The 12,400-nt window shown below is 42.0% G+C and carries 15 protein-coding genes; all 15 read right to left on the reverse strand.

Going from position 1 to position 12,400, the window contains the following annotated elements; genetic code table 11:
* Nucleotides 1–54: 54 nt before the first annotated feature.
* The 15 genes from GO009_RS00815 to atpB all read right to left on the reverse strand — a co-directional run bounded on the left by GO009_RS00815 (nt 55) and on the right by atpB (nt 12,360).
* Nucleotides 55–891: an aldo/keto reductase gene (locus tag GO009_RS00815; protein WP_163624251.1), complete on the reverse strand. Its 837-nt coding sequence runs from the start codon at nt 889–891 to the stop codon at nt 55–57.
* A 4-nt stretch (nt 892–895) separates the two neighbouring features.
* Nucleotides 896–2,032 (reverse strand): peptidoglycan DD-metalloendopeptidase family protein, encoded by a 1,137-nt coding sequence (locus tag GO009_RS00820; protein WP_313790187.1) that lies wholly within the window; start codon nt 2,030–2,032, stop codon nt 896–898.
* A 91-nt stretch (nt 2,033–2,123) separates the two neighbouring features.
* The gene (locus tag GO009_RS00825) at nt 2,124–2,903 is read right to left on the reverse strand and encodes a DUF4292 domain-containing protein (RefSeq protein WP_163624253.1); all 780 of its coding nucleotides are present in this window, start codon (nt 2,901–2,903) and stop codon (nt 2,124–2,126) included.
* On the reverse strand, nt 2,903–3,820 hold the full coding sequence (locus GO009_RS00830) for a lipopolysaccharide assembly protein LapB (RefSeq protein ID WP_163624254.1): 918 nt from the start codon (nt 3,818–3,820) through the stop codon (nt 2,903–2,905). Before GO009_RS00830 ends, GO009_RS00825 begins: the two co-directional genes overlap by 1 nt.
* Nucleotides 3,821–3,864: 44 nt before the next feature.
* On the reverse strand, nt 3,865–4,881 hold the full coding sequence (locus GO009_RS00835; protein WP_163624255.1) for a sugar phosphate nucleotidyltransferase: 1,017 nt from the start codon (nt 4,879–4,881) through the stop codon (nt 3,865–3,867).
* 84 nt (nt 4,882–4,965) lie between these two features.
* Entirely contained in the window at nt 4,966–5,400 is a 435-nt protein-coding gene (gene dut, locus GO009_RS00840) for a dUTP diphosphatase (protein ID WP_163624256.1), read from the reverse strand.
* Nucleotides 5,390–6,859 carry a lipopolysaccharide biosynthesis protein gene (locus tag GO009_RS00845; RefSeq protein WP_163624257.1) on the reverse strand — a complete coding sequence of 490 codons (1,470 nt, stop codon included), beginning with the start codon at nt 6,857–6,859 and terminating at the stop codon, nt 5,390–5,392. The genes dut and GO009_RS00845 overlap by 11 nt, the downstream gene beginning before the upstream one ends.
* A 138-nt stretch (nt 6,860–6,997) precedes the next feature.
* Entirely contained in the window at nt 6,998–7,858 is an 861-nt protein-coding gene (atpG, locus tag GO009_RS00850; RefSeq protein ID WP_163624258.1) for an ATP synthase F1 subunit gamma, read from the reverse strand.
* A 30-nt stretch (nt 7,859–7,888) separates the two neighbouring features.
* On the reverse strand, nt 7,889–7,984 hold the full coding sequence (locus GO009_RS17805) for a hypothetical protein (RefSeq protein ID WP_313790190.1): 96 nt from the start codon (nt 7,982–7,984) through the stop codon (nt 7,889–7,891).
* A 22-nt stretch (nt 7,985–8,006) separates the two neighbouring features.
* Nucleotides 8,007–8,228 (reverse strand): four helix bundle protein, encoded by a 222-nt coding sequence (locus GO009_RS00855; protein ID WP_306770380.1) that lies wholly within the window; start codon nt 8,226–8,228, stop codon nt 8,007–8,009.
* 24 nt (nt 8,229–8,252) lie between these two features.
* On the reverse strand, nt 8,253–9,833 hold the full coding sequence (gene atpA, locus GO009_RS00860; RefSeq protein ID WP_163624259.1) for a F0F1 ATP synthase subunit alpha: 1,581 nt from the start codon (nt 9,831–9,833) through the stop codon (nt 8,253–8,255).
* A 2-nt stretch (nt 9,834–9,835) separates the two neighbouring features.
* On the reverse strand, nt 9,836–10,375 hold the full coding sequence (gene atpH / locus GO009_RS00865; RefSeq protein ID WP_163624260.1) for an ATP synthase F1 subunit delta: 540 nt from the start codon (nt 10,373–10,375) through the stop codon (nt 9,836–9,838).
* A gap of 6 nt (nt 10,376–10,381) precedes the next feature.
* On the reverse strand, nt 10,382–10,882 hold the full coding sequence (locus GO009_RS00870; protein WP_163624261.1) for a F0F1 ATP synthase subunit B: 501 nt from the start codon (nt 10,880–10,882) through the stop codon (nt 10,382–10,384).
* Between the two features lie 78 nt (nt 10,883–10,960).
* Nucleotides 10,961–11,155 carry an ATP synthase F0 subunit C gene (gene atpE, locus GO009_RS00875; RefSeq protein ID WP_014032715.1) on the reverse strand — a complete coding sequence of 65 codons (195 nt, stop codon included), beginning with the start codon at nt 11,153–11,155 and terminating at the stop codon, nt 10,961–10,963.
* A 35-nt stretch (nt 11,156–11,190) separates the two neighbouring features.
* On the reverse strand, nt 11,191–12,360 hold the full coding sequence (gene atpB / locus GO009_RS00880) for a F0F1 ATP synthase subunit A (RefSeq protein WP_163624262.1): 1,170 nt from the start codon (nt 12,358–12,360) through the stop codon (nt 11,191–11,193).
* Nucleotides 12,361–12,400: the final 40 nt, after the last annotated feature.

Below are 12,400 nucleotides of genomic sequence, written 5' to 3' on the forward strand. Positions count from 1 at the left end.
AAATCACCATGGTAAAAAACCAAGACACCTCATTAAGCAACTGTTTGGGAAAAATCAAAAAGCAAAATTATCAGGGTCTGGGCCAAAACGTTTGCCTTTTTCCAGTCCATCGAGCAGTTTTACGTCTTCTTCCGATAATTTAAAATCGAAGAGGTCTGCGTTTGCAATGATTCGCTCTTTTTTGGATGATTTTGGGATGGTGACCACCCCTTTTTGAAGGTCCCATCGCAAAACGATCTGTGCAATGGTCTTGTTGTATTTGGAGGCCAAATCCTTCATGATATCCAGGTCAAAGATATTGCCCTGCATCAATGGGGACCATGCTTCGTATTGAATGCCTTTGGAGTTGCAAAAATCAATCAAATCCTGTTGCACCAAATAGGGATGAAACTCCATTTGGTTTACCATCGGTACAATCTCTGCCGAGGTCAATAAATCTTCCAAATGATGTCGCAAAAAGTTGCTCACTCCAATGGCTCGGACCCTTTTTTCTTTGTATAATTTTTCAAGCGCCTTCCAAGTTTCCTTTGAAATTTCGCCTTTTGGCCAATGCACGAGGTACAGATCAAGATAATCGGTTCCCAAACGGCCCAAACTAGTATCAAAAGCTTTAAGCGTGGCATCGTAGCCCTGGTCGGTATTCCAGACCTTACTTGTTAAAAATACGTCTTTTCGGTCCACATCGCTTTCGTGAATTCCTGTGCCAACGCCCTCTTCATTATGGTAAATGGCCGCAGTATCAATGTGGCGATAACCATGGTTCAATGCAGTTTTTACCGCGTTGATCACTTCGCTTCCATCTTCGGATTGATATACCCCCAGTCCAAAATAGGGCATCCGGACCCCATTATGCAGTTCAAAGGCGCCTTGTACATCTGTTATTTTCTTCATAGTGTTAGAGTTGATAGATCCAATCTTCGGGATTCAATCGATTGGAGTCCTTATAAAGGTAAAACTTCAATTTGGTGCTGCCGTCCAACCGATTGGTATTTATTTCGCCCAACACCTCTTTGGCGGCTACTTTATCCCCCTTTTTCACGTACAGATTGGAAAGGTTATAGTACGTGCTTATGTAGTTTCCGTGTTTTATTTGCACCCCTTTGTTTCCACCTGGAACCGATAAAATTGCAATGACTTCACCTTCAAAGATGGCTCTTGCTTTGCTTCCTGCATCGGTAGTAATGGTGACGCCGTTGTTTCGATGCTTAATGCCTGGGTACAATTTATCCGCATACACTCCATACCCCTGGCTTTTGATTCCCTTTTCCACGGGCCAAATTAACCTCCCTTTATTAGAAGAGAAATTATCGGCCAGCAATTTAGCTTCGGGTGTCAAGGCAAAAGTTGCGTTACTAGTCGATTTCCCTGAACTTTTGTTGGAACTTGCGATAGCGCTTTTAATCATTCTTTCTATCTCACGATCAATTTTGCGGGCTTCTTTTTGCTTTTTGGCAATTGCGGCGGTGTATTTGGCCTCGTTCTGTTTTATACTTGTTAGAAGGCTTCTTTGGGATTCAATTTCCTTGGATAGTTCCGCTTTAGCTTTTTGATTTTCGGCAATGAGTTGGTCCTTTTCTTTTCGCTGTCGAACCAAATCCTGATTTAAAGTCTTTAGCTCTTCGGTTTTTTTAACGATGCCCTCGCCCTGCTTTTTCCGATGCTTTGCATATTGTTGCATATACTGAAGCCGTTTGAAGGCTTGGTAAAAATTTTCAGCAGAAAGCAAGAACATCAATCTGTTGCTTTGCGATTTGTTCTGATAGGTTTTTCGGATGAGTTCTGCATAATCATCTTTTAGGGTCTCTAAATCCTCCCGAAGTTTACTTATGTTTCTGATGTTGACGTTGATCTGTCTGTTTAGCAAATTCGACTGCTGATTGGTGACCCGAATAAGTTCTTGTCGGACGTTTATCTTGTTGTCCAGAGCCTCCATTTGGTCCAAAACGGTACCCTTTTCCTTACGTTCGGCGAAGAGCAATCTGTTGATCTCCTTGATTTCTTCCTGTAAACGTTCTCTTTTCGCCTCGAGCACCTTTTGTTCACTCGTTTGAGCATAGGAACCCAGTGAAACAAAAAATATAACTATCAAATAACAAGCATTATATGAAATTTTACCTTTCATATTACTTTAATGTAATTTTATCATAGCCCTTCGGCACTTTATAGGGGAAATTCATCGGTTTATTGAGTTCCAAGTTACGAAAACTCAAGTCTATCGTTGTCAGTGCACCTTTTTCTTCGGCTACTATTTTGATATCCTCTGGCAGCACATTTCCCGAAATATTCTGATAAGTATATTTGGCCATTAACTGTCTGGAATTTTCCGGTTGGGCTATTTCTTGTGTGGCTATTTTAAAGTTTTTGGGTTCCAATTGAAACAAGATTTTGAAGAGTTCCCTAGCCTTTTTTGGCTTTAGTTGATAGTTTCCATTGTACACTTCAGAATTGAATTTTTCCTTTCTTAAATCCAACACGGCATTCCCCAACAGCAGATTCTGTACTTTTTCAAAGTCGAGTTCTGTACCCAGTAAGTCGCTCAAATAGCTGAAATCGCCATCAAAATATTCGTTTTGGAGCTTGTTGTAGAAAGACACCTTGTTCGGCGTAATATGTGCTTTGACCACGCCAAGGGGAGCGCTCATCCAAATGACCTTGTCCTTTTCCATTCGGAGGCTCACGTTTACGCCCTGTGAATCGTCGCCGTTGGCATAGTCGATCTTGACCCTACCCCTCAATGTTTTGAATTTAGATTGATTGGAATAATGCGCGTTGATGATGTTCTTTGCCGATAGTCGCGAGTTGACCTCTCCACCAGTTATGGACTTGGTACTTTTACAAGCCCCTAGAGTGAGAAGAAAAGCCGTCAAAACAGCAATTCGTGTTATGTTTTTATGTAGGTTCATTATAATCCTGAATTGATTTTGTTCAAATATTCGTTTGCTTTTTGGGTGTTCCCAATTTTGGAATACCCTTCGGATAGCTGCTTGTAGATTTTGTTCTTTAATCCTTCATCATCCAAAAGATAGTCAAGTCCGCTTTCCAAAACCTCTATACCTTTATTAGGATTTCCCGTATTGTTCAAAGATGTTCCGTAGGCGTAGTAAAAATAAGGCTGCAACGGATAAGAGTCCAACGCTTCTTGGGAATCGCTCAAAAGCGTTTCATATTCCGAGGCTGTTATCAATTGCTCCATCTGAGCTTTCAACTGAGCCACAGGGTCGTCCAAATCTTCTTCTTTTTTAACGATAGGTGCGGTGTCCGGTTCTTTATCTTTTTGAAGGGAATCTTTTATTTTTCCTTCGAGGTCTGATTTCAGTTGAGAGTTCTCCAAATCATCCAACACTTTTGAAGCTTCCCCGTACTTCTTCATTTTAAAAAGGGAAACGGCCATATTCTGCTGCAGTTTCTTGTTGTAGTAGGGTATGCGTTGTTTAATGCTTTCGATTGGGCTTCCTTGCTTGTCCAGAATGGTCAATAAATTGTCCAGATACCAATAATCTTCAGGTTCCGATAACAGGGCTTCGATTGCATAGTCTTGGGCCTGCACGTACTTTTTATCGAACATATAAGCCTTGGCCAACTCGTAGTCCACTACACTATTGTTCGGCTCCAGTTGTTTGCATTTTAGGAACAAATCCACGGCCCTATCGTAATTTTGGATACCTTTTTGCTTTAGGGCTTCAAAGAAGTTCTCTTGAAACTCGTCGGTATATTCTTCGAGGTAGACTTCGGCGCTTTCCTGTTCTTCTTGGGCATAGGTGCCGTAATGCATCATGATTGATGCTCCCAAAACCATCCAAACAAGAAGTTTCTTTTTCATATTAACATCCTAAGTCCCCATCCAACTAAAAATCCATTCTAAAGTTATTCCAAAACGGAATAATCTCCAATACTAATGGTCTCAAAATTACCATTATAAACAACGTGATTGCCGATCATAGCATTGTCCAAATTGGCATTGCTGATTTTACTATTGCTCTGGATCAAACTATTTTTTATGGTTGAATTCTCTAAAACGGTATTCGCTCCAACCGAAACATACGGTCCGACCGTTGTGTTTTTAAGCACTACGTTTTCGCCAATAAAACAGGGTTCTATAATATTCGCATTTTCCTGTTTTACGGAATCGGCAATCATGTTTTCTCCTTCATTTTCCAGAAAGCCCAACATACGCTGATTGGTTTCTACAGTCACATTTTTATTGCCGCAGTCCATCCATTCATCCACTTTACCAGGAACAAATTTCATGCCCTTTTCCATCATCCGCTTTATGCCATCATTGATTTGATATTCGCCGCCATGGGTAATGTCGTTGTCCAACACATGTTGAAGCTGGTTTTTGAGCACACCAACATCTTTAAAGTAATAAATACCGATTACCGCAAGGTCGGAAACAAACTCTTGTGGTTTCTCCACCAATTCAACAATTTCATTGGTACCGTTCAGTTTGACCACTCCATAAGCTTCTGGACGCTCTACTTGTTTTACCCAAATAACGCTATCGGCCGATTTGTCCAAATCAAAGTCGGCACGAATCAAGGTGTCGGCATAGGCAATTACTGCAGGCCCACTCAAGGACTCTTTGGCGCTCATAATGGCGTGTCCCGTTCCAAGCGGTTTGTCCTGTCTGTAAATGGACCCTTTGGCTCCCAATTCACTTGCCAGCTCCATTAAACTTTCCACTACGTCGTCCCCAAAAAAGGCGGGGTCTCCCAATATGAAGGCAACTTCTTCGATAGGTTCTCCCAATACCTTGGCAATATCGCTCACCAATCGGTGAACAATGGGTTTGCCCGCAACGGGTATCAATGGTTTTGGAACTGTTAATGTATGTGGTCTTAAACGGGATCCTCTTCCCGCCATTGGAACTATTATTTTCATAGAAATGCCCGCAAAAGCGGATATCTTTTAAAGGTTATACTTTATTCAACAGGGTCTCGACTGTGCTCGACCTGACATTCTTCTCTATTTGGTGCCAGTGCTTCCAAATCCGCCTTCGCCCCTATCAGTATCGGAAAGGGTTTCGACTTCTTCCCACTCGGCTCGTTCGTGCTTGGCAATTACCATTTGGGCGATACGCTCCCCGTTTTCTATGGTAAAGTCTTCATTGGATAGGTTCACCAAGATCACCCCGACGTTTCCACGATAATCGGCATCGATGGTGCCAGGTGCATTAAGCACTGTAATCCCTTTTTTGGCTGCCAATCCGCTACGTGGTCGCACTTGTGCCTCATAACCCACGGGTAGTTCCATAAAAAGTCCTGTGGGGACAATGGCCCTCTCCAAAGGTTTTAAAGTTATGGGGGATTCTATATCCGCTCGTAAATCCATCCCTGCCGAGGCAAGTGTCTCGTAATGCGGCAACTTATGGCCCGATTTGTTTATGATCTTAATCTTCACGTCTTATTAATATGCTTCGTAGTTTATCTCCTTCCATCTTATACACTAACCCCAAAAATAACAAAAACAGTATGCTGCCAGCTATTAAATTTCTATTAAAAACATAGAATGATAGTATTGAAAATATGAGTGATACGGATAGGTAAAACACAATCTTCCGCATGTTGTAGGGAACGGGGTAGTATTTTTTACCAAAGTGATAGGATAGCACCATCATACTGGCATAGGCGGCCAAAGTAGCGAGGGCCGATGCCATATAACCAATCTTTGGAATAAGGCTTATATTGATGATCAAGGTAATGATAGCCCCCACGGATGAAATATAAGCCCCGAACTTGGTCCGATCGGTTACCTTGTACCAAACGGATAGGTTGTGGTAGATGCCCAAACAGAAGCTGGCCAAAAGTATGATGGGAACCACATCCAAGGCTTCCCAGTACACTGGGTTGTTGAGGAGCAATTTTCCCAAGACATCGATAAAAACGATAACCCCCAAAAGAATGATGCTGCCCAGAATTACAAAGTAATTGGTAATCTGTGCGTATGTTTTTTGTGGCTTTTCGCTCTTGGCATGACTAAAGAAAAAGGGTTCTACACCCATTCTGAAGGCAGTTCCAAACAGCGTCATGAAGAGTGCCAATTTATAGCAGGCTCCGTATTTCCCCACTTCGCTCTCTGCAATGTCTGGTGGGAGTAGTTCGGTGAGCAAAATCTTATCCAATACCTCGTTTATGGTAAAAGCTATTCCTGCCACAAGGATGGGACCTGCATATTTCATCATTTGCTTCCAAATATCAAGGTCGAATTTATAGGACGCCTTAATATAGGTGGGAAGCAAAATCAACAATGTTACCCCGCTGGCAATAACGTTCGATATCAAAACGTAATGGATTTCCCAATTGGGCTTATAAATAGATGCCATAAAGCCTGACCCTGACTCTTTCACCATCTGTGGGAGTACAAGCAGGAAAAAAACGTTAAAAGCCACATTAATGGCTACATTAATGGTTTTAATCACCGCATACTTCATGGGTTTTTCGTTGGCCCTGAGCAATGCAAACGGGATAATCACCACGGCATCCAGCACTAAAATATAGGTGGTAAACTTGAGGTAATCGGCATTGATGTTGGTAATACCTGAAAGCCATTCTTTTAGGGAAAGGGCCAAAATCAAAAACAAAAAAGAAGAACCCAATAAGGATATCAGCGATGTGGAAATTACTTTTGCCTTGTCCCCGCTTTTATGATAGAAACGAAAAAATGCCGTTTCCATTCCATAGGCCAAGAACACATTAAAAATGGCAATCCATGCATATATATTGGTGTACTGTCCATATCCTGATGCATTCTCGAAAACTGCGGTGTACAACGGAAGCAGGAAGAAAGAAATGACCCTTGGCATTACCGTGGCCAAACCATAGATAAATGTCTGTTTAAAAAGCCTTTTTAATGGATTCAATAGGTGTTGCTTCTTTAAAAACCTTGATTAGGTGGCTACAAGTTACGCAAAAGCCATTATTACCTAAACCTTATTGCCTTAAGAAAAACAAAAAAGACCACCCGTTAGGTGGCCTTTATATATTGATTAAGTTCTATCCTAGTTATTCAATGCCTCTGCACCACCAACAATTTCCAAGATTTCGTTGGTAATCGCTGCCTGACGGGCCTTGTTATAAGTCAATTTTAATTCATCCCTAAGTTCGGCGGCATTATCGGTTGCCTTGTGCATCGCTGTCATACGGGCGCCGTGCTCACTCGCAAAGGAATCCCTGATCGCTTTGAACAATTGTGTTTTTAAGGATTTAGGAATCAATTCCTTAACGATTTCCACTTTGGATGGCTCAAAAATGTAATCCGCTGCGATGGCCTCATCACCTTCTGCTCCAACGATGGGCAAGAACTGTTCGGTCATTACAATCTGCGTAGCGGCATTCTTAAACTTGTTGTACACTAATTCAATTTTGTCGTAATCACCTTTAGTGAACAAACGCATTAACAATTCAGCGATTTCCGCAACGTTGTCAAAGGTCAAATCATCGTATACACGGCTCTGGTCACCCAAAATGGTGTGTCTTTTTCTAAGGATATCGTTTCCTTTTTTACCAATGGTATAGAAATCGACTTGTTTGCCCGGATATTTTTTAGATACCAAATTGTTGCTCTGCTTGATGATATTTGAATTGAATCCACCACAAAGGCCCCTGTTCGAGGTAATGGCAACGACCAAAACTTTGTTCACGGGTCTTTTATCAGCGTATTCACTTCCGCCATCCCCTTCCAAGCTGGCACTAAGTCCTTGCAAAAGCTCGGTCAGCTTATCGGAATAGGGGCGCATCGCTGTAATAGCATCCTGCGCTTTCTTCAACTTGGCAGCAGACACCATTTTCATGGCACTGGTAATCTGCATCGTTGAAGAGATGGATGATATCCTGTTACGTATTTCCTTTAGATTTGCCATTGTTTTAAATTATGGGTTATGAGTGTTGAGTTAAGAGTTTTTGACTATTGCTACTATGATACGCATTAACTCTTCACACCTATCCATCAAATCATTGGGAACTTCTCTGCCGGTAGCTTCTAAAATTTCTAGCCAATACTTTGTTTCATCAGCCTCCTTTAAAGCTTATCCCAAATTTATTTTTAAAATCCTTTGCGCTAACCCCTCTTTGTGCTTCTCTAGTATTTGCTCCTATGCTAGTACCGCTTTTCAGCAATTGAGAGGCTATCTCAAAATCTTTATTCTTCTTTAGTTCATCACAGTAATGGACAATTTTACAAGCAAACTCGAAACTTTTGATTCTTACAGGACTATTTTCAAGTTTACCCATAACCCATCACTCTGAACTCTTAACTTAACCTTTATACTTACTTGAAAGATCCTTGCAAACAGCCGTCAATGTTTCAGTTACCTCGTCGGTCAATTTACCGGCTTTAAGGGTGTCCAACACATCTCTGTGCTTAGCGTTCAAGAACTCCAAGTAATCTTTTTCAAATTCTTTTACCTTGTCCACAGGAACATTCCTTAACAAGTTCTTGGAACCTGCAAAGATGATGGCCACCTGATCTTCTACGGTAAACGGATCATTCTGTCCTTGTTTCAATATCTCAACGTTTCTACGTCCTTTTTCGATTACGTTCAAGGTTGCGGCATCCAAATCGGAACCGAACTTGGCGAAAGCTTCCAATTCACGGAACTGGGCTTGGTCAAGCTTCAATGTACCTGCTACTTTCTTCATGGACTTGATCTGCGCGGAACCACCCACACGGGATACTGAGATACCCACGTTGATCGCAGGACGGACCCCTTGGTTGAACAAGTCTTGCTCCAAGAATATCTGTCCATCGGTAATGGAAATTACGTTGGTCGGGATATAGGCAGAAACGTCACCAGCCTGTGTTTCGATGATAGGAAGTGCAGTCAATGAACCTCCACCTTTTACCATGGGTTTCAAAACTTCGGGAAGGTCGTTCATGTTCTTAGCGATATCGTCATCGGCAATTACCTTCGCCGCACGCTCCAATAATCTTGAGTGCAAGAAGAAAACGTCACCAGGATACGCTTCACGTCCTGGGGGTCTTCTCAACAACAAGGATACCTCACGATAAGCAACCGCTTGTTTTGATAAATCATCATAGATGATCAAAGCCGGACGGCCTGTATCCCTGAAGAACTCACCTATAGCTGCACCAGCAAATGGAGCATATACCTGCATCGGAGCAGGGTCGGAAGCGTTGGCGGCCACAATGGTGGTATAGGCCAATGCCCCTTTTTCTTCCAAAGTATTGGCGATTGCGGCTACGGTAGATGCTTTTTGTCCTATGGCAACGTAGATACAATACACGGGCTCACCTGCATCGTAAAATTCTTTTTGATTAAGGATGGTATCGATACAAACTGTCGTTTTACCAGTTTGCTTATCACCGATTACCAATTCCCTTTGTCCACGACCAACCGGAATCATGGCATCAATCGCCTTGACACCTGTTTGCAATGGCTCGTTTACTGGTTGTCTAAAAATTACACCTGGAGCTTTGCGTTCCAAGGGCATCTCATAGGTTTCACCAGAAATGGGCCCTTTACCATCGATTGGTTTTCCCAAAGTATCCACCACACGACCAACAATTCCTTCACCCACATTGATAGAGGCAATACGCTCGGTTCTTTTTACCGTTGCGCCTTCCACGATTTCTTTGGACGGGCCCAACAATACAACACCTACGTTGTCCTCCTCCAGGTTCAAAACGATTCCCTGCATTCCGCCGTCAAACTCCACCAATTCCCCGTATTGAACATTGGCAAGTCCATACACACGGGCAATACCATCACCTACTTGTAATACGGTACCTACTTCATCCAATGAAGCGGATGCTTCGTAACCTGATAACTGTTTTTTCAAAATTGCTGATACCTCAGCGGCTTTTACTCCTGCCATTTTTATAGACTATTTGTAAATTCTCTTTTTAATCCGTTCAATTTGTTTGCGATGCTCGCATCGTATTGGGTATCTCCTACCCTTAGCACAAATCCTCCGATGATGCTCTCATCGATTTTATTCTCCAAAGTGACCTTGTTTCCAGTCGCCTTGGTCACAGTTTCCAAAATTTTCTTCTCCAATTCGGAGGTCAATGGAACCGCTGTTGTAACATAGGCTACCTCTTCGCCCTTCAATTTTTCGTTAAGGATGATGTATTTAAAGGCCACTTCCTGTAACATTGCTATTCTCTTATTGCCGATCAAGGTTTGAAGAAGACCTTTGGTGATTTCATTGGCTCCGCTGAAGATTTCCAACAAACTGTTCTTTTTTACCTCTGATTTTATGACCGGGCTCTCCAACATATTTTGAAGCTCCACGCTCTCAGAAATGGTCGCAGCTATCTCCCGCATGTCCTTTTCCACGGCATCGGCCGCTTTGCTTTCGACTGCGAAATCCAAGGTTGCTTTTGCGTAACGTATGGCTGCCCTGTTTTGGTTCATGGTCTTCTAGTTCAGTTTAATATCGCCCAACATATCCTCGACCAACTTTTCTTGCTTGTCTTTATCGGATAGTTCTTGTTTAATTACTTTTTCGGCAATCTCTACAGATAAGTTTGCTACCTGAGCCTTAATATCGGCAACAGCGGCTTTCTTTTCGCTTTCGATAGTAGCTTGGGCCTGCTTGATCATTTTATCGCCTTCCACTTGTGCTTGCTCCTTGGCTTCGGAAATGATACTGGCCTTTATATCTCTTGCTTCTTTTAGCAAAACATCCCTTTCGGCTCTGGCTTCTTTTAAAAGTCTTTCACTGTCGGCAGTAACGTTCTGCATTTCTTTCTTGGCAGCTTCTGCAGCGTCAAGGGCATCTTTAATGCCTTCTTCACGTTTTTCAACGGAATTCATTATAGGTTTCCAAGCATATTTGGCCATGATGAATATCAAAACCAACATGATTAATGTTTGCATTACAAACAAGCCTGGGGAAAAATCGTTTAATAATTGTTCCATAACTAAATTAAAATTTAAAAGGCTGCCGATAGATAACCAACCGTTACCATCGGCAGCTTAATGATTTTGCTTTTTGGATTATTTTCCTAAGAAAAGTGCACCAAATGCCAAACCTTCCAATAGTGCGGCAATGATAATCATCGCTGTCTGAATTTTACCGGTTGCTTCTGGTTGACGAGCAATACCTTCCATTGCACTACCACCAATTTTACCTAATCCGATACCAGCACCGATCACGATCAATCCTGCACCTACTAAATTTGGAACTGTCATAAAAGTCAATTTATATAGTTAAAAATAAACTCAATTTAAATAAAGTCTGCTCTTACTTCTTCTGCATCATCTTCCTCTTCGTGGTCATGACCATGATCATGTTCGGCAACCGCCATACCAATAAACAGCGCGGACAACATGGTAAATATATATGCTTGCAAAAATGCAACCAATAACTCTATCAATGTAATAAACAAAGAAAGAACAAATGACAACAAACCAGAGCCGAACACGGTCAATTCTGATTTCATTGTTATTAGAATGGCAATAAGACTCATGACCACAATGTGGCCCGCCGAGATGTTAGCAAACAAACGAACCAACAATGAGAACGGTTTGATCAAAAACGCTCCGGCCAATTCAATCACTGCCAAAACAGGACGAATCAATACAGGAACTCCTGGCATCCAGAGCATATGCTCCCAATAGTCCTTGTTTCCTTTAAATGTGTAGATGACCAATGTAAAGATGGCTAAGGCTGCGGTTACTGCAATCTGACCCGTTACATTGAAACCGAAAGGCGTAAGCCCCAAAAGGTTCAAAATCCATATAAAAAAGAAAACGGTCAGAAGATACCCTGTAAACTGACGGTATTTGTGCCCAATATTAGGCTTTGCAATCTCATCTCGCACATAAAGCACCAAAGGCTCCAAAATACGGCCAAAACCGGTTGGGATTTGTTTTTTCTTGTACTGCCTGGCCAAACCACCAAACCATACGATCATAAGAACACCTATTAGGAGCATTCCAAAAACACTTTTGGTAATTGAAAAATCCAAAACTTTATGCGCGTTAACTGGATGGTGTTCTTCATCAAAAGAAATCTCTTCCGCACCAGATTCCAATTCGTAGATTTTGCTATGAAGTTTTACAAAACGTGTCCCTCCGGCTTCAACAATGTGATTACCTGAATCATCATGATGAAATCTTGAGGACATAAAAGCAACAAGACCTTCGCTAGACCAAACGATTACAGGTAGTGGAAATCCGACGTGCTTGCGCTCTCCCTCTGAATTTGTATAAGAAAAAAGATGAAAGTCGTGAGAATCTTTAATGTGGTGCAGTATGTAGCTCTCTACCTCTTCTTGGGTATTTACTGCTCCCTCTTTTTCTTCGTCGGAGGAGGAGCTTGCGCTAACCCCAATGGAAAACAACAATATAAACAGTGTGGCTGCTAAATCAATGGATCTTTTAAATACCCGCATTGTAACTATAGAATTTATCCGTTCGTCAAATTCCGCGCAA

It is taken from the genome of Allomuricauda sp. TY007 (genome assembly GCF_010468565.1).
In the GTDB taxonomy this organism is placed as follows: Bacteria; Bacteroidota; Bacteroidia; order Flavobacteriales; family Flavobacteriaceae; genus Flagellimonas.

What these genes read in the sequence shown, in the direction of transcription:
- GO009_RS00815 (WP_163624251.1), bottom strand. Translation starts at nt 891, where the DNA reads ATGAAGAAAATAACAGATGTACAAGGCGCCTTTGAACTGCATAATGGG.
- GO009_RS00825 (WP_163624253.1), bottom strand. Translation starts at nt 2,903, where the DNA reads ATGAACCTACATAAAAACATAACACGAATTGCTGTTTTGACGGCTTTT.
- GO009_RS00830 (WP_163624254.1), bottom strand. Translation starts at nt 3,820, where the DNA reads ATGAAAAAGAAACTTCTTGTTTGGATGGTTTTGGGAGCATCAATCATG.
- GO009_RS00835 (WP_163624255.1), bottom strand. Translation starts at nt 4,881, where the DNA reads ATGAAAATAATAGTTCCAATGGCGGGAAGAGGATCCCGTTTAAGACCA.
- atpG (WP_163624258.1), bottom strand. Translation starts at nt 7,858, where the DNA reads ATGGCAAATCTAAAGGAAATACGTAACAGGATATCATCCATCTCTTCA.
- GO009_RS00855 (WP_306770380.1), bottom strand. Translation starts at nt 8,228, where the DNA reads ATGGGTAAACTTGAAAATAGTCCTGTAAGAATCAAAAGTTTCGAGTTT.
- atpA (WP_163624259.1), bottom strand. Translation starts at nt 9,833, where the DNA reads ATGGCAGGAGTAAAAGCCGCTGAGGTATCAGCAATTTTGAAAAAACAG.
- atpH (WP_163624260.1), bottom strand. Translation starts at nt 10,375, where the DNA reads ATGAACCAAAACAGGGCAGCCATACGTTACGCAAAAGCAACCTTGGAT.
- GO009_RS00870 (WP_163624261.1), bottom strand. Translation starts at nt 10,882, where the DNA reads ATGGAACAATTATTAAACGATTTTTCCCCAGGCTTGTTTGTAATGCAA.
- atpE (WP_014032715.1), bottom strand. Translation starts at nt 11,155, where the DNA reads ATGACAGTTCCAAATTTAGTAGGTGCAGGATTGATCGTGATCGGTGCT.
- atpB (WP_163624262.1), bottom strand. Translation starts at nt 12,360, where the DNA reads ATGCGGGTATTTAAAAGATCCATTGATTTAGCAGCCACACTGTTTATA.